General features: G+C 73.1%; 18 protein-coding genes. 10 read left to right on the top strand and 8 right to left on the bottom strand.

What is annotated here, in order from left to right; all coding sequences use genetic code 11:
* Positions 1-44: 44 nt before the first annotated feature.
* Positions 45-473 carry an archease gene (locus ACVMYR_RS22165; protein ID WP_396792734.1) on the top strand — a complete coding sequence of 143 codons (429 nt, stop codon included), beginning with the start codon at positions 45-47 and terminating at the stop codon, positions 471-473.
* A gap of 8 nt (positions 474-481) precedes the next feature.
* Here ACVMYR_RS22165 and ACVMYR_RS22170 read toward each other — a convergent pair whose 3' ends face one another.
* Positions 482-1,900 carry an RtcB family protein gene (locus ACVMYR_RS22170; RefSeq protein ID WP_457122621.1) on the bottom strand — a complete coding sequence of 473 codons (1,419 nt, stop codon included), beginning with the start codon at positions 1,898-1,900 and terminating at the stop codon, positions 482-484.
* Positions 1,901-1,988: 88 nt separating this feature from the next.
* Between ACVMYR_RS22170 and ACVMYR_RS22175 the strand changes: the two genes are divergently transcribed.
* From ACVMYR_RS22175 to ACVMYR_RS22185, 3 genes are all read left to right on the top strand, one after another.
* Positions 1,989-2,798 (top strand): SDR family oxidoreductase, encoded by an 810-nt coding sequence (locus ACVMYR_RS22175; protein ID WP_457122622.1) that lies wholly within the window; start codon positions 1,989-1,991, stop codon positions 2,796-2,798.
* 123 nt (positions 2,799-2,921) lie between these two features.
* Positions 2,922-3,800: a pentapeptide repeat-containing protein gene (locus tag ACVMYR_RS22180; RefSeq protein ID WP_077940279.1), complete on the top strand. Its 879-nt coding sequence runs from the start codon at positions 2,922-2,924 to the stop codon at positions 3,798-3,800.
* 95 nt (positions 3,801-3,895) lie between these two features.
* On the top strand, positions 3,896-4,126 hold the full coding sequence (locus ACVMYR_RS22185; protein ID WP_077940278.1) for a hypothetical protein: 231 nt from the start codon (positions 3,896-3,898) through the stop codon (positions 4,124-4,126).
* A gap of 105 nt (positions 4,127-4,231) precedes the next feature.
* On the opposite strand, the gene ACVMYR_RS22190 is transcribed toward ACVMYR_RS22185, so the two are convergent.
* The 3 genes from ACVMYR_RS22190 to rnhA all read right to left on the bottom strand — a co-directional run bounded on the left by ACVMYR_RS22190 (position 4,232) and on the right by rnhA (position 6,250).
* Entirely contained in the window at positions 4,232-4,456 is a 225-nt protein-coding gene (locus ACVMYR_RS22190; protein WP_228986248.1) for a ferredoxin, read from the bottom strand.
* Positions 4,453-5,673: a cytochrome P450 gene (locus ACVMYR_RS22195; RefSeq protein ID WP_228986247.1), complete on the bottom strand. Its 1,221-nt coding sequence runs from the start codon at positions 5,671-5,673 to the stop codon at positions 4,453-4,455. Before ACVMYR_RS22195 ends, ACVMYR_RS22190 begins: the two co-directional genes overlap by 4 nt.
* A 94-nt stretch (positions 5,674-5,767) precedes the next feature.
* A complete protein-coding gene (rnhA, locus tag ACVMYR_RS22200; protein ID WP_228986246.1) occupies positions 5,768-6,250 on the bottom strand; it encodes a ribonuclease HI in 483 nt (160 codons plus the stop codon).
* A 96-nt stretch (positions 6,251-6,346) separates the two neighbouring features.
* On the opposite strand from rnhA, the gene ACVMYR_RS22205 reads away from it, so the two are divergent.
* Complete coding sequence (locus ACVMYR_RS22205; RefSeq protein ID WP_457122623.1) at positions 6,347-7,456, top strand: serine hydrolase domain-containing protein; 1,110 nt, start codon at positions 6,347-6,349, stop codon at positions 7,454-7,456.
* Positions 7,457-7,471: 15 nt separating this feature from the next.
* Here ACVMYR_RS22205 and ACVMYR_RS22210 read toward each other — a convergent pair whose 3' ends face one another.
* Both ACVMYR_RS22210 and ACVMYR_RS22215 read right to left on the bottom strand, forming a co-directional pair.
* The gene (locus ACVMYR_RS22210; protein WP_457122624.1) at positions 7,472-8,662 is read right to left on the bottom strand and encodes a lycopene cyclase family protein; all 1,191 of its coding nucleotides are present in this window, start codon (positions 8,660-8,662) and stop codon (positions 7,472-7,474) included.
* A gap of 62 nt (positions 8,663-8,724) precedes the next feature.
* Positions 8,725-9,618, bottom strand: coding sequence for an aldo/keto reductase (locus ACVMYR_RS22215; protein ID WP_457122625.1), 894 nt, complete (start codon positions 9,616-9,618; stop codon positions 8,725-8,727).
* A 196-nt stretch (positions 9,619-9,814) separates the two neighbouring features.
* Between ACVMYR_RS22215 and ACVMYR_RS22220 the strand changes: the two genes are divergently transcribed.
* The 5 genes from ACVMYR_RS22220 (at position 9,815) to ACVMYR_RS22240 (ending at position 13,671) form a co-directional block, all read left to right on the top strand.
* The gene (locus tag ACVMYR_RS22220) at positions 9,815-10,300 is read left to right on the top strand and encodes a hypothetical protein (protein WP_457122626.1); all 486 of its coding nucleotides are present in this window, start codon (positions 9,815-9,817) and stop codon (positions 10,298-10,300) included.
* 82 nt (positions 10,301-10,382) lie between these two features.
* A complete protein-coding gene (locus ACVMYR_RS22225) occupies positions 10,383-11,006 on the top strand; it encodes a class F sortase (protein ID WP_228986244.1) in 624 nt (207 codons plus the stop codon).
* A gap of 81 nt (positions 11,007-11,087) precedes the next feature.
* On the top strand, positions 11,088-12,197 hold the full coding sequence (locus tag ACVMYR_RS22230; protein ID WP_457122627.1) for a magnesium and cobalt transport protein CorA: 1,110 nt from the start codon (positions 11,088-11,090) through the stop codon (positions 12,195-12,197).
* A gap of 338 nt (positions 12,198-12,535) precedes the next feature.
* Positions 12,536-13,195 carry a C39 family peptidase gene (locus ACVMYR_RS22235; protein ID WP_457122628.1) on the top strand — a complete coding sequence of 220 codons (660 nt, stop codon included), beginning with the start codon at positions 12,536-12,538 and terminating at the stop codon, positions 13,193-13,195.
* 71 nt (positions 13,196-13,266) lie between these two features.
* A complete protein-coding gene (locus tag ACVMYR_RS22240) occupies positions 13,267-13,671 on the top strand; it encodes a YchJ family protein (RefSeq protein ID WP_091285206.1) in 405 nt (134 codons plus the stop codon).
* 37 nt (positions 13,672-13,708) lie between these two features.
* Here ACVMYR_RS22240 and ACVMYR_RS22245 read toward each other — a convergent pair whose 3' ends face one another.
* Both ACVMYR_RS22245 and ACVMYR_RS22250 read right to left on the bottom strand, forming a co-directional pair.
* Entirely contained in the window at positions 13,709-14,659 is a 951-nt protein-coding gene (locus tag ACVMYR_RS22245) for a mechanosensitive ion channel family protein (RefSeq protein ID WP_228986240.1), read from the bottom strand.
* Positions 14,660-14,747: 88 nt separating this feature from the next.
* Complete coding sequence (locus ACVMYR_RS22250) at positions 14,748-15,134, bottom strand: hypothetical protein (protein WP_228986239.1); 387 nt, start codon at positions 15,132-15,134, stop codon at positions 14,748-14,750.
* Positions 15,135-15,248: the final 114 nt, after the last annotated feature.

The following is a 15,248-nucleotide window of genomic DNA, read 5'->3' on the forward strand; positions in this document are numbered from 1 at the left end:
GCGATCGGGACCTGGGCGGGCCCGGCGGCCGGCATGATCGGGGCATGCGGTCAGGATCGGGGCGGGGCAGGCGCAGTGTCGCGCACACCGCCGACGTGCGGATCGAGGCGTGGGCGCCGGACCGGGAGGGCTGCGTGGCCGAGGCCGTGGCGGCGATGGTGGAAACGTTCGCCGACACCACCGGCGCGGGCGCGGGCGTCGAGGCGGCGTTCGACGTGCCGGCCGGCGACGACGCCGACCTGCTGGTGGGCGTCCTCGACGAGGTGATCTTCCGGTTGGAGACCGCAGGGACGCTGCCGGTCACGACCCGGGTGAGCGCCACCGGCTCCGGCGGCCTGCGGGTGTGCTGGCGGCTGGTGGACACCGGCGCGGTGGAACTGGTCGGCGCGGTGCCGAAGGCGGTGGCCCTGCAGGAGCTGCGTTTCGGCCCCGGCCCGCGCGGCTGGTCCTGCGCGGTGACCCTGGACGTGTGAGCGCCCGCTCAGCCCTTGACCACGCCGAGCGGCACCAGCCGGGCCACCCGGCGGCACAACCCGGCCGCCTCGGCGACGTCGACCACCGCCGACACGTCCTTGTACGCCTGCGGTGTCTCCTCGGCCAGCCCCCGCCACGACGCCCCCCGCACCGCGATGCCCCGTGCCTGGAGTTCCCGGCGTAGCTCCTGCCCGCGCACCGACTTCCCCGCCTGCGCGCGGCTGCGCACCCGGCCCGCCCCGTGGCAGGTCGAGGCGAACGCGGGCGCACCGGCCACGCCGGTGAGCACGTACGAGGCGGTGCCCATCGAGCCGGGGACGAACACGGGCTGCCCGGCGGCGCGCAGGTCGGCGGGCAGCTGCGGATGCCCGGGCGGCAGGGCCCGGGTGGCGCCCTTGCGGTGCACGCACAGCCGCCGGTCCGCCCCGTCCACCCCGTGCGTTTCGATCTTGGCGAGGTTGTGTGACACGTCGTACACCAGGTGCAGGCCGCTGCCGGCGGTGCGGGCGAAGACCCGGCGGGCGGCGGCGGTGAGCAACTGCCGGTTGGCGCGGGCGTAGTTCGCGGCGGCGGCCATCGCCCCCAGGTACGCCCGGCCCTGCGGCGACCGCACGGGCGCGCAGGCCAGCTGCCGGTCGGGCACCTCGATGCCGTGGCCTGGCATCGCCCGTTCCATCGCCCGGACGTGGTCGGTGCAGATCTGGTGGCCCAGGCCCCGCGACCCGCAGTGGATCATCACGACGACCTGGCCGGCGCGCAGCCCGAACGCCGCCGCGACCGCCTCGTCGTGCACCTCGTCGACCGCCTGCACCTCCAGGAAGTGGTTGCCGGAGCCGAGGCTGCCCACCTGCTGCTGGCCGCGCTGCACGGCGCGGTCGCTGACCTGCCCGGGGTCGGCGTCGTCGACCACGCCGGCGTCCTCGCAGCGCGCCAGGTCGCGGGGCACGCCGTGGCCGCGTTCGACGGCGTAGCGGGAGCCGCCGCGCAGCACCGCGTCCAGTTCGGCCCGGTCGGCCAGCTGCCACACCGCGCCGCGGCCCATGCCGCGCGGGATCGCCGCGTCGAGGCCGTCCATCAGCGCGTCGCGCACCCTCGGCAGGTCGGTCCGGTCGAGGTCGGCGGCGAGCAGCCGCACCCCGCAGGAGATGTCGAAACCGACGCCGCCCGGGGAGACCACACCGCCGGCGGCCACGTCGGTGGCGGCGACGCCGCCGATCGGGAACCCGTACCCCCAGTGCACGTCGGGCATCGCGTACGAGGCGCCGACGATCCCGGGCAGGGTCGCCACGTTCGCCACCTGCTGCGGCCACCGGTCCTCGTCGACGTGCGGGATCAGCTCCCGGGAGGCGAACACGACCCCCGGCACCCGCATCGGATCGCGCCGGTCGATCCGGAACCGGTACGGCGACTCCTCGACCAGCTCCATGCCGCTGCGGCTACCCGCCCGGCGGCCGGCTACACGTCGCGGCCGCACCCCGGCGGTTCGACGCCGCCAACGGGGGTAGTGCCCCCGCATGCCTCAGTGCTACGACGACTATCCCCGCATCGCGATCATCACCGGCGCCGACTCCGGCATCGGCAAGGCGTGCGCGGTGGCGCTCGCCGACGCCGGCTTCGACATCGGCATCACCTGGTACGGCGACGCCGACGGCGCCCGGCGCACCGCCGACGAGGTACGCGCCGCCGGCCGCCGCTGCGCCACCGCCGAGCTGGACCTGACCCGGCTGCCGGACGCGGCGGCCGTCGTCGACGAGCTGGCCGACCGGCTCGGCGGGCTCGGGGTGCTGGTGAACAACGCCGGCACGGGCGCGTCCGCGCCGTTCGTCGAGACGAGCTGGCAGCAGTGGCGCGACGTGCTGGCGGTGGACCTGGACGGGCCGTTCCTGTGCGGTCAGCGGGCCGCCCGGCGGATGCGGGCGGCGGGCACCGGGGGCCGGATCGTCAACATCACCAGCGTCCACGAGCACGCCCCCCGGGTGGGTTCGTCGGCGTACTGCGCCGCGAAGGGCGGGCTGGGCCTGCTGACCCGGGTGATGGCGCAGGAACTGGCCGCCGACGGGATCACCGTCAACGCGGTCGCCCCCGGTGAGATCGCCACCCCGATGACCGGGCAGGAGGACGTCGACCCGCTGACGCAGGCGCGCCCCGGGGTGCCGGTGGGGCGGCCCGGCGACGCCCGGGAGGTCGCGGCGGTGGTGGCGCTGCTGGCCTCCCCCGCCGCCGCGTACGTGACCGGGGCGTCGTGGCCGGTCGACGGCGGGATGCTGCTGATGGGCCCGCAGGCGGGCTCGCACCTGAGCGCCGACGACTGGCGGCAGGGCTGACGGCCACGACACTGGCCGCCGGCGGCCCCACCCTGTGTCCGGGGTGGGTGGCCGCCGACGCGACAATGGGCGGGGCCCGGGCGTGTCCCGGCGCTGTTGCGGCGTCTTCGAGGAGGGCCCGACGTGTCCGAGACCGACCCGCCCGACTCCGGCGACGAGTTGCGGGCCGACTGCGCCCGCTGCGTCGGGCTGTGCTGTGTCGCGCCCGCCTTCGCCGCCTCGTCGGACTTCGCCGTGGACAAGCCGGCCGGGCGGCCGTGCCCGAACCTCGGCGACGACTTCCGCTGCGGCATCCACCGGGACCTGCGGGCCCGGGGCTTCCCCGGGTGCACCGTCTTCGACTGTTTCGGGGCGGGCCAGCGGGTCGCCCAGGTCACCTTCGCCGGCCGGGACTGGCGGGCGGCTCCCGGCGAGGCGACCCGCATGTTCGACGTGTTCGCCGTGATGCGGCCGCTGCACGAGCTGCTGTGGTATCTGACGCAGGCGGTGACGCTGACCGCGCCGGGGCCGCTGCGCGCCGAGCTGGACGCGGCGCTGGCGCAGACCCGACGGCTGGCCGGCGGCACCGCCGCGCAGCTGCTGGCCGTGGACGTCGACGCGCACCGGGGGCGGGTGAACCCGCTGCTGGTGCGGGTGAGCGAACGGGTCCGGGGTGAGCGGGCCGGCGCGGACCGGCGGGGGGCGGCGCTGGTCGCCGCCGACCTGCGCCGGGCCGACCTGGTGGGGGCGAACCTGCGCGGCGCGGTGCTGCTCGGGGCGGACCTGCGGGGCGTGGACCTCACGCTGGCCGACCTCACCGGCGCCGACCTGCGGGGCGCGGATCTGCGGGGCGCGGACATGCGCGGGGCGCTGTTCGTGCACCAGTCGCAGGTCGACGCGGCCCGGGGCGACCACCGCACCGGTCTCCCGGCGACGGTGACCCGCCCCGCGCACTGGTCGCTGCCGGTCGTCCCGGTCCGCCGCCGCGGCGCGAACCCGGCAGGCCGGGTCCGCCGCCGCTGACCGGCCGACGCTGACCGGCCGACGCTCGACCCGGGCGGCGCTCACCGCCGGCCCGGGGGACGTTTGCGGGCCGGCCAGCCGGGCACGAGGGCCCCATGACCAGTGAGCGACGCTACGACCGTGCCAGCACCGACGAGCCGGACGGCGTGCCGGCCATGGAGGCCTCCCTGCGCCCGCCGGGCGATTCGGTGCGCACGAGCACCGACAGCGGGGACGACTTCGCCGACCTGCCGGCCGAACAGGCCCGCCCGGCCCGGGACACCAGCCGGGCCGGCTACGACGTCGACGCCGTCTCCGGCGCCGCCGACCCTTCCCGCGAACCCTGACCTCTCACCCGGCGGGCGGTGTCGGCGACGTCAACCGTCGTCGTGGGTCGTCGAGGAGTGCGGGGCGGCCTGGGCCGCCGCCCCCGCACCGGCGGGCCCGGCCGGTCAGGGTTGCGTCGTCGACGTGAGGCGGATGGCGCCGGCCGGGCAGACCTCGATAGCGCGGCGGACCCGCTCGGCCGCCGCCGGCGGCGGCTCGGGCCGCCGCAGCAGCACCAGCCCGTCGGTGTCGTCCTGGTCGAAGACCTCCGGCGCGGCGACCACACAGTTGCCGGACCCGCAGCACCTGCCCCGGTCCACCGCCACCCGCACCACGCCCACCTGGCTCACCAGGTCACCTGCAGGTTGTTGAGGCCGAACACGACCGACGTGTCGCGGGTCGACACCTGCTGCGGCACGACCGCGGCCCGCAGGGTCGGGAAACGGTCGGCCAACCCCACCAGGGCGATACGCAGCTCCGCGCGGGCCAGCGGCTGACCGATGCACTGGTGCACCCCGAAGCCGAACGCGAGGTGCTGGTGGGCCTGCCGGTACGGGTCGAACTCCTCCGGGTCGTCGAAGACCTCCGGGTCGCGGTTGGCCAGCGACAACACCGCGATGACGCCCTCCCCCGCCCGGATGACCTGGCCGCCGATCTCGGCGTCGACCAGGGCCAGCCGGGGCAGCCCCGTGCGCACCACGCTGAGGTAGCGCAGCAGCTCCTCGACCAGCTCGGCCGCCCGGTGCGGCGACTCGCGCAGCGCCGCGAAGCGGCCCGGCTCGCGCAGCAGCAGCAGGGTGCTCAGGCCGATCATGTTGGCCGTGGTCTCGTGGCCGGCGACGAGCAGCAGCAGGGCCATGCCGACCAGTTCGTCGACGGTGAGCTGCCCGGTGGCGACCCGGTCGCGCACCAGCCGGCTGATCAGGTCGTCGCCGTCGGCGTCGTGGTGCCGGGCGACGACCAGCTCACGCAGGTAGTCGCGCAGCTCCTGCGCGTGGGCCCGGACCAGCTCCATCGACGTCGTGCGGTCCAGCAGGGTGCGGCTGCGGACCTGGAAGAAGTCGTGGTCGGCGTAGGGGACACCGAGCAGGTGACAGATCACGATGGACGGCACCGGCAGGGCGAACGTCTCGACCAGGTCCGCGGGTGGACCCGCCGCGGCCAGGTCGGCCAACGCCGCGTCGACGGTCTGCTGGATCAACGGCTCGATCCGCCGCACATTCTTGATCATGAATTCGGCGGTGAGCATCCGACGCAGCCGGAAGTGTTCCTCACCGTCCATCCGGATGAAGCCGCCCTGCCGGTCCGACTCCGACTGCGGGGGCAGCGGACGCAGCAGCGGAAACCCGGGACGCTCCAGGTCGGCGCTGAACCCGGGGTGACGCAGCACCTGACGCACGTCGGCGTGCCGGGTGACCAGCCAGGCGGGCGCGCCGGTCGGCAGCCGGACCCGGGTCACCGGCCCCGCGAGCCGATGCCGCTGCTCCTCGTCGAGCAGCGCGAACGGGCCGTGATCGAGAGTGGACGCCGGCCAGAGCGGCAGGTCGGTAGCGGCGGTCGCGGTCACGCGGACACCTCCCGTGACAACTGAAAGTAACGCCATCGATCCGCAACGTTACCCACCGGTGTGCCCCGGCACAACCCCACCCCGTGACGCAACGTCACCCCAGTCGGGCCGCCCCCACCTCCGCCCGCGCCTGCGCCATGCCCCGGCCGGCCAGGGCGTCGGCCCGCTCGTTCTCCGGATGCCCGTTGTGCCCCTTCACCCACAACCAGGTCACCTCGTGCCGGGCGCAGGCCGCCTCCAACCGCTGCCACAGGTCCGCGTTCTTGACCGGCTGCCGCGCCGCCGTCACCCACCCGTTGCGTTTCCACCCGGCCAACCAACCCGTGATGCCGTTACGCACATACGTGCTGTCGGTGTGCAACCGCACCGACACCGGCCGGGTCAGACTCTCCAACGCCCGGATCGCCGCCATCAGCTCCATCCGGTTGTTGGTCGTCGGCGTCGCCTCTCCCCCGCACAGGTCCCGCTCGTGGGTGCCGTACCGCAGCACCGCACCCCACCCACCCGGACCCGGATTGCCGCTGCACGCCCCGTCGGTCCAGATCTCCACGACCCCACCGGCCGCCGCATCCACCATGCCCGCAACCTACCGGCCGCCCCGACCGGCACCGACCACCCCCGCCGGCAGAAAACCGGCGGCGCCACCACCGGCGGCATGGCAGGGTGGCTCACCGTGACCGACCGCCTCGACAACCTCCGGGCCGAGATCCACGCCACCATCGACGACCTCGTCTGCACCGGCCGCGAGGCAGGCGTACAGGTCGCCGCCTACCTGCACGGCGAACCGATCGTCGACGCCCACGCCGGCGTCGCCGACACCACCACCGGCCGGCCCATGACCGCCGCCACCGGCGTCTACGGCGTCTCCACCGGCAAGGGACTCACCGCCACCGTCGTACACGTGCTGGCCGAACGCGGGCACCTCGACTACGACCTGCGCATCGCCGACGTGTGGCCCGAGTTCGCCCGCCACGGCAAGGACCACATCACCCTGCGCCACGCCCTCACCCACACCGCCGGGATACCGGCGCTACCCGCCGACGTCACCCTCGACGACTTCGCCGACTGGGACCGCATGTGCGGCATCGTCGCCGACGCCCGCCCCCTGTGGACACCCGGCCACCAACTCGCCTACCACGCGTGGACGTTCGGCTGGATCGTCGGCGAGGTGATCCGCCGCGTCACCGGCCGCCGCGTCGGCGACATCCTCACCGAGGATGTCGCCGCGCCCCTCGGCGTCGCCGGGGAACTGCTCTGCGGCGTCCACCCCACCGCCCAACCCGGCCTGGCCCGCATGGAAGACGGCAACCTGTCGACCATGCTGGAGGTGTTCGCCGGTCAACTACCCCACCTCGACCGGGTCGTCCCACCCGGGGTCCGCCCCGACGTCACCCTCGCCACCCGACCCGACGTGCTCGCCGTCGACGTGCCCGCCGTCGGCACCCTCACCGCCCGCGCCGCCGCCCGCATGTACGCCGCGCTCCTCGGCCCCGTCGACGGCGTACGGCTGATCTCACCGCACCGGCTGCGTGCCGTGTCCTCCCCCGCCGTCCGCGGCACCGAATGGGTCTTCGGCCGGGAAACGACCTGGGGTCTCGGCTACTCCATCGACGACGACGGGTCCTTCGGCGCCGCCGGCAGCGGCGGCAGCCTCGCCTTCGCCTACCCCCGGTGGGGCCTCACCGTCGCCGCGACCCGCAACCGCCTCGCCGTCGGCGACGGCGACCCCCTGCAGCACCTGCGGGCCCGCATCCGCGACACCGTCGCCGCGAGCCCCGGCTGACCGGCGACCCCGCGCTCACCCGGGCCGGCGCAGCCGACCACGCAACCGCCCCACCGCGTCACCGAGCACCGCGGACGTCATCGGCACCAACGGGCTCGACCGCATCACCGCCAGATCCTCCACCACCCCGGTGTCACCGTCGAGGAACCGCAGCACCCGCGACGCCGGATTACGGTCGAACAACCCGTCGAAGAACTCCGGACCACCGACCCGACCCGTGTCCAGGGCCCGCAACGCCACCGCGTCCATCCACAGGTGCCGACGCGGATACGCCGGTGCCGGCACCGGCGCCCGCCCACCCGCCAACGCCGCCGCCACCTGCTCGGCCTGCCGCAGCATCGCCGAGAACGTGAACCCCGTCGACGGGCGGGTCGCGCCACCCGCCGTGCCCAACCGCACCACCCGAGGCGAGGGACGACGCGGAAACGGCGCATCGGTCATCGGAATCACCCCGTCCTCCACCTCCCGCACCACCAACGCCGCCGGATCCCACCCGAGCCGACCCAGATAGCCGCGCAACGCCCGGTCGTACCCGTCGCCCGTCAACCGGGCCGGGGAGAACTCGGTGTACTCCACCAGCGCGAACCGGTCGCTGACCGGCAACACGTAACCGAACGACACCCCCCGGCCCGGCTGCGGGGTGCGGAAATCCATCAACACCGCCCGCCGCGGATCGAACAACGCCACCTCCGAGGCGACCCACCAACCCCGGAAATGCTGCAACCAGCTCGTCCGGCCCGGCCGCGCCGGCGGCCGGGGACGCGAGTCGAGCACCCACGACGCCCGCACCAGCGGCGCACCGTCCCCGCCGCGCACCACCACCCGCGTGCCGTCGTCGTCGAGCCCCGCCACCGCCGCGTCGAACCGCACCGCCCCCAGCCGCCGCTCCGCCTCCGCCGCCCGCGCATACACCGGAGCGGACCGCACCATCGCATACCGCAGCGGCGCCAGGTCCAGCACCCGCCGGCGAGCCGGCGTGACCACCTCCACCTGCCCCCAACTGGCGCTGAGCACCCCGTCGAGCTCACCACCGGGGCGACCCCAGAACGCCCACGTGCGATCCTGGCCGCGCCTGCGCACCGGATCCACCACGGCGACCCGCAACCCCGCCAGCCCGTGCCGGTCCAGCGCCGCCAGGACCAGCGACGCGGCACCCCCACCGCCGACCAGGGCGACGTCGACGTCGACCGGCACGCCATCGTTCACCCCGACACGCTGTCACACCACCCGCCGCCACCCGACACCGGCCGGCGGCGACAACGCCACCGTCACTCGCCGCGCCGGTGCACGGCCTCCAACCGGGTCAGGTCCCCGTCGGTCAACCGCAACGCCCCCGCCGCCACGTTCGCCACCAGATGATCCGGATCGCCCGTGCCGGGAATCGCCAGCACGTTCGGGCCCCGCCCCAACGTCCACGCCAGCCGGACCTGCACCGGCGACACCCCGTGCGCCGCGGCGACCGCCCGCACCTCCGCGTCCTCCACGCCGCTCGCGCCCGCCTCCCGGCCCGTGGTCGCCAGGGAGAAGAACGGCACATACGCCACACCCTGCGCGGCGCAGTCCCGCAGGAACTGGTCGTGACGCGGCCGGTACCCCAGCCCGTACGCGTTCTGCACACTCACCACCGGCGCGACGGCCTGCGCCTGCGGCAGATGATGCGGACGGACGTTGGAGATGCCAAGCTGCCGGATCAGACCCGCCTCACGCAGCTCGGCCAACGCGCCGAAATGCTCCGCCACCGACTCCAGACCATCCTGCCGCAGATACACCAGGTCCAGGTGGTCACGACCCAACTGCCGCAGGTTCTCCTCCACCTGCCCCCGCAACCGCTCGGGCCGCGCCAACGGCAACCACTCCCCCGACGCGTCCTTGCCCGGCCCGACCTTCGTCGCGATCACCAGATCCTCCGGGTACGGGGCGAGAGCCGTATTGATCAGCTCGTTCGCCGAACGCAACGCCGAGAAATAGAACGAGGCCGTGTCGATGTGGTTGACACCCAACTCCACGGCCCGGCGCAACACCCCGACCGCCCGCCCCCGGTCGCTGGGTCGACCATCAGCCGTCTTCGTCAACCGCATCGCGCCCAGACCCATCCGGTTGACCGTGAGATCGCCCAGCGTCCACGTGCCCGCAGCGTCCGCGGTAACAGTCCCCGTATTCATGATCACGATCATGGCACGGACGGACCACCCACACCGCCCCACCAGCCCCCGCCACAGGACGGCAACGAAGAATTCTCAATCCCACCGGATCGAGGACCCAACCCTCCTAGTGTGGGACACACCGGTGCTACACACGGAGCTGGCCACCCGAACGACGTCCCACGCGACAGCGGACGAAAAGTGAGGGAAGACGCGTATGAAGGCACAGACAATCCTCGGATCGGCAGCGCTCGGCGCGGGCCTCGGCACACTCCTGCTCCCCGCCGCCGCCCTCGCCGACACCACCGTCTCACCAGCCACCACCCCGGTCGGCGGCACCGTCGTGCTCACCTCCACCTGCAACCCGAAATCCGGCGACGCGCTCTTCCACGTCACCGGACCCGACCGGGACCAGAACGTCCGATCCACCACCGCCGCAGCCGGCGGCGGACTCAGCGCGGAACTGTTCACCGCCGGATTCACCCTCGGCACCTATACGGTCACCGCCACCTGCGGCGACGGCACCACCTCAGGCAGTTCCACCTTCACCGTCACCCCGATCGGCGCCGCACCCGCCGGCACCGGCACCGACAGCGACACCACCGGCCTCCTCGCCACCGGCACCACCCTCGTCGCCGCCGCTGCCACCAGCGCACTCATCCTCACCCGCCGACGACGCCGCCGCACCACCGCACCAGCCTGAACCACACCACCCATCCCTGCCACGGGTGCCCGCGCCGGCCACCACCGACGCGGGCACCCCCACCTGCCCGAAAGGAGACACCGTGGCAGCCCCCCACCACACCCACCGGGCCGCCATCACACTGACCACCCTCACCGCCGCCGCCGGACTCGGCCTCCTCGCCACCGCCGCAACCCACACCCCACCCCCACCACCCCAACCCGACACCAAGCCCACCACCACCAGCACCACCAGCCCCGCACCACCCCTGCCCCACGCCACCCCCCTGCACATCACCATCCCCACCATCGACGTACACGCCGACATCGTCCCCGTCGCCACCACCACCGACGGCCAACTGGAAGTCCCCCCGGCCGGCCCACCCCCCACCGCCGGCTGGTACCGCCCCGGCGTCAGCCCCGGCGAAGCCGGCAACGCCGTCATCGTCGGACACGTCGACTCCCGCGACACCGGCCCCGCCGTCTTCTTCAACCTCGGCCGACTCAGACCCGGCGATCGCATCCACATCACCCGCGCCGACAACCGCACCGCCACCTTCACCGTCGACGACATCCGCGCCTACCCCAAGACCCGCTTCCCCACCGCCCTCGTCTACGGCACCAGCCCCACACCCCAACTCCGCCTCATCACCTGCGGCGGCCCATTCGACCAACGCCACCACACCTACCCCGACAACCTCATCGTCTTCGCCACCGCCGTGCCCTGACCCACCGCGGTGCCCTGACCCACCACCCCACCCGAAGATCCCCTACGGTTGCCGTCAGTCCCCGCAAGGCGGAGGTGACCGGTGGACCAACGACCCGCACCGACCCGACAGCGCACCACCCTGCCCGACCTGCTCCGACGCGCACTGCGCCGCCCCACCCGCACCACACCACCCGCCACCGGACCGACCAACCCCGACGCCGTCGTCGACTGCGCCGTCTACGTCAACGGCCAACGCCAACCCGGCCGCCCCCACTACACCGACGCCCACACCCACAGCCGCCGCAACCGACACTCCTTCGTCTGGCTCGGCCTGCACGACCCCACCCCCGCCGTCATGACCGCAGTCGGACACACCTTCGGCCTCGACGAATTCCACATCACCCAGGCCCTCACCGACGGACACCGACCCACCCTGCAACGCCACGACGACGTCACCCTGCTCGTCCTCCGCACCGCCGCATACGTCGAACACACCGAACTCACCGACACCTCCGAAGTCGTCGACACCGGCGACGTCATGATCTTCATCGGCGACCGCTTCGTCGTCACCGTCCGCCACGGCGCACCCGGCGCACTCACCACCGTCCGCCAGGACCTCCAACAACGCCGCGCCATCCTCGCCGAAGGCCCCTGGGCCGTCGCATACGCCATCTGCGCCCGCATGGTCACCCAGTACCTCGACGTCGCCACCCACGTCGAAACCGACCTCGAACAACTCGAAGAAACCGTCTTCGCCCGCGAGCGCACCGCCGACATCCCGCACATCTACCAACTCAAACGAGAAATCGTCGAACTCAAACGCGCCGTCCTACCCGCACAGGCACCACTGCGCACCCTGGCCACACCACCCACCGACGGCCCACCCCCCGCGCTACGCCGCTGGTTCACCGACGTCGACGGCGACCTCGCCCGAGCAGTCGACCGCGTCAACGCCTACGACGACCTGCTCAACTCGATCCTGCAGACCCGACTGGCACAACTGGCCGTCGAACAGAACAACGACATGCGCAAGATCGCCGCCTGGGCCGCCATCGCCGCCACCCAAACCGCCGTCGCCGGCATCTACGGGATGAACTTCACCCACATGCCCGAACTGCACTGGCGCTACGGCTACGGCGCCGCACTCCTGCTCATGGCCGCCGCCGCACTGACCCTGCACCGACTGTTCCGCCGCTCCGGCTGGCTCTGACCACCCACCACGACAAACCCGGCACGCCACCCACCACCCACCTGTCCGGTCCATCCCACGGCGTCCCGTGGCCCGGCTCACCGCGGTGCCGGAATCGGGTCGGGGGTGGGGGCGTTGTATCTGGCATGCGACCGGGGCTCTGCCGCCCGGTCAGCCCCGCCCCGTCAGCCCGGATCCCGGGTCGGGGAATGGCGGACGGGCCGGGGTCGTTACATCCTCCCGACGCCCCGAGCAGGCCGCCCCCCGGCCGCCGGGTGTGTCCCCCAGTCTTCTCGCGGTGCCGCCCTTCCCCTGTGTGTGGCGCCGTGTCTTTCCCCCGAGCAGAGGAGCACGCTGTTATGCGTACCGATCTGATTCGTCGTACCGCTCTGACCGTTGCTGGTATCGCCGCGACCGCTGGTGGGATCGCGGGTCCGGCGCTGGCCGCGCAGGCCGCTCCCGCGGAGCGGGCCGCCGTGTCGGTGCAGGCGGAGCGTCGGCCGGCGGGTGAGCGTCAGCTGGACGTGCGCTACGAGGCGCAGCCGAACTTCTACTACTGTGGCCCGGCGGCGGCGCGCAACGCGCTGAGCGTGCAGGGCAAGAACATCGACGTGGACACCATGGCCAAGGAGATGGGCACCACCGAGGCCGGCACCAACTCCATCAACGACATCACCCCCGTACTCAACAAGGAGACCGGCAAGCCCGACGCCTACCGCAGCGTCGAGATCCGCACCCACAAGGCCGACGACAAGCAGACCGACACCCTGCGGGCCGACATCGTCCGCACCGTCGACAACGGCCGCGCAGTCGTCGCCAACATCGCCGGCACCACCACCGACACCGACGGCGTCACCCACTCCTTCGAGGGCGGCCACTACATCAGCGTCGTCGGCTACCGCGACAACGGCCACACCGTCAAGATCGCCGACTCGGCCAACCCCGACCAGGCCAGCTACTGGATCACCGTCGACCACCTCGCCGACTGGATCGCCACCCGCGGCTACGCCACCTCCTGACCCACAACCACCAGAAAGGGCCGGCCCCACCGGGGCCGGCCCTTTCCGCACCACTACGGCAGGATGACCACGTGGCGAAACGACACCGCAACCCGGCAACCCACCCCTGCCCGTGCGGCACCGGCCAGCCCTACCCCGACTGCTGCGGCAAACTCCACCGAGGGCAAGCCGACGCCGCCACCGCCGAAGCACTCATGCGCTCCCGATACAGCGCCTACGCCATCGGCGACACCGCCTACCTGCTGCGCAGCTGGCACACCTCCACCCGCCCCACCCACCTGCACCCCGAACCCGGCCAACGATGGACCCGACTCGACATCCTCCACACCGAACGCGGCGGCCTGCTCGACACCACCGGCACCGTCACCTTCCAAGCCCACTACCGACAGGCCGGCCGACCCGCGACCCTCACCGAACACAGCCGCTTCACCCGCGAGAACGGCCGCTGGGTCTACCTCGACGCCCAACCCGACTGAACCGCACCACCCCGGGCCGACGCCAACAGCCCCCACCTCACCGGCCGACACCACCCCCGTCCGGCCGAGGAATCACCACCGTCGCCTCATCGTCACCCACCACCGCCTCGTGCCCGCCACCACGCTGCGCCAACGGCGGAACCGGCCGCGTCACCTCCGACCCCGCATACGGACCCACCGGCTGAGTACGCTCCGACTCCTCACCCACCCGAGGCACCACCTGCGTCCGATCCACATCCTCCCCCGCCACCGGCGCAGCCGCCGCAGCCAACCGCTCCTCCACATCCCGCCGCCCCGCCCGATACGCCCGCGCGTGCGTCGCCACCACCCGCGACTCCCGCTCCGCCCGGCTCAACCACGACTCCCACCGACTCTGCATCGGACGCACCAACCCACCACCAACACCGACCACCAGAATCCCGCCCACCGTCGCCAACACCGCCACCAACACCGGCGTCGTCACCGCCGTCGCCACGCCCACCTGATTCAACGCCGCGATCACCCCCAACCCGACGATGAACACCGACGCCACGCCCGCCAACACCCGCCCGTACGACAACCCACCCAACGCACTGCTGATGATGTCCTTCACCGCCCGAGCAATCGCGGCAGCCACCACCACGATCACGATCGCCACGAACGCCCTCGGCAACCAGGCCACCACCGCAGCGATCAGATCCGAGATCGGATTCGGCCCCCACAAACCGAACGCCACATGCAACGTCACCAACAGCACCCCGTAGTACGCCAGCTTCGCCACGATCTCACTCGCGTCGTACCCCGACCGCGCCAACGCCGTCTTGATCCCCCCACGCTCCACCGCCCGGTCGAACCCGACCCGCGCCAACACCCTGCCCACCACCCGCACCACAGCCTTGGCGACCAACCACCCGACCACCAGGACCACCACGAAACCCACGGCCCTGGGCAGGAAAAGCAACACCCCACGCAGCACGTCACCCACCGCGTCGCCGAAATCGTCTCTCATCGCACAGATCCTTTACACCAGGGACAGCGAACAACCCGTCCGCTCTACCCTGACCCACCCGCGCGAAAACGGCACCCCCGGCCGACCGTCAACGACGACGACAGGCGTACCGAACCTCCGTACCCGCCTGCGTCACCGACGGCTCCACGATGTTGACCGTCGCCGTCTCCCGAGCCGTGCCCACACCCGTGAACGACCACTTCAACGGCAGACTCACCGACCGCTGCCCCCGGCCGACCCGCTCGCTGACCAACGCACCGGGCGGCGAACCGGAACGCAACCACTGGTAACGGATCGTCCCGGCGTTGCCGTTCGTCCGCACCGTCGCCGCCACCTCCACCGTCACGTCACACCGGGTCCCGGCCGGCTCGACCACCGCCACCGTGACCCCCTCGATCTCCAACGGGCTCAGCCGCTGCCACAGGAACAACCCCACGGCCACCAGCAACACCACCGTCAGCAGAGTGGACAGCACGGAAACCACCCGACGCCACACCGACCGCGACCCCACCCCCGCGCCCGACTGCGGCCACGCCGGGGCCGCCGGCGGCCCCACCGGCACCCCCGGACCAAACCGCGTCTCACCCCC

Source organism: Micromonospora sp. PTRAS2 (assembly GCF_054052245.1).

What these genes read in the sequence shown, in the direction of transcription:
- ACVMYR_RS22220 (WP_457122626.1), top strand. Translation starts at nt 9,815, where the DNA reads ATGAAGGCACAGACAATCCTCGGATCGGCAGCGCTCGGCGCGGGCCTC.
- ACVMYR_RS22235 (WP_457122628.1), top strand. Translation starts at nt 12,536, where the DNA reads ATGCGTACCGATCTGATTCGTCGTACCGCTCTGACCGTTGCTGGTATC.
- ACVMYR_RS22215 (WP_457122625.1), bottom strand. Translation starts at nt 9,618, where the DNA reads ATGAATACGGGGACTGTTACCGCGGACGCTGCGGGCACGTGGACGCTG.
- ACVMYR_RS22170 (WP_457122621.1), bottom strand. Translation starts at nt 1,900, where the DNA reads ATGGAGCTGGTCGAGGAGTCGCCGTACCGGTTCCGGATCGACCGGCGC.
- ACVMYR_RS22245 (WP_228986240.1), bottom strand. Translation starts at nt 14,659, where the DNA reads ATGAGAGACGATTTCGGCGACGCGGTGGGTGACGTGCTGCGTGGGGTG.
- ACVMYR_RS22165 (WP_396792734.1), top strand. Translation starts at nt 45, where the DNA reads ATGCGGTCAGGATCGGGGCGGGGCAGGCGCAGTGTCGCGCACACCGCC.
- rnhA (WP_228986246.1), bottom strand. Translation starts at nt 6,250, where the DNA reads ATGGTGGATGCGGCGGCCGGTGGGGTCGTGGAGATCTGGACCGACGGG.
- ACVMYR_RS22185 (WP_077940278.1), top strand. Translation starts at nt 3,896, where the DNA reads ATGACCAGTGAGCGACGCTACGACCGTGCCAGCACCGACGAGCCGGAC.
- ACVMYR_RS22175 (WP_457122622.1), top strand. Translation starts at nt 1,989, where the DNA reads ATGCCTCAGTGCTACGACGACTATCCCCGCATCGCGATCATCACCGGC.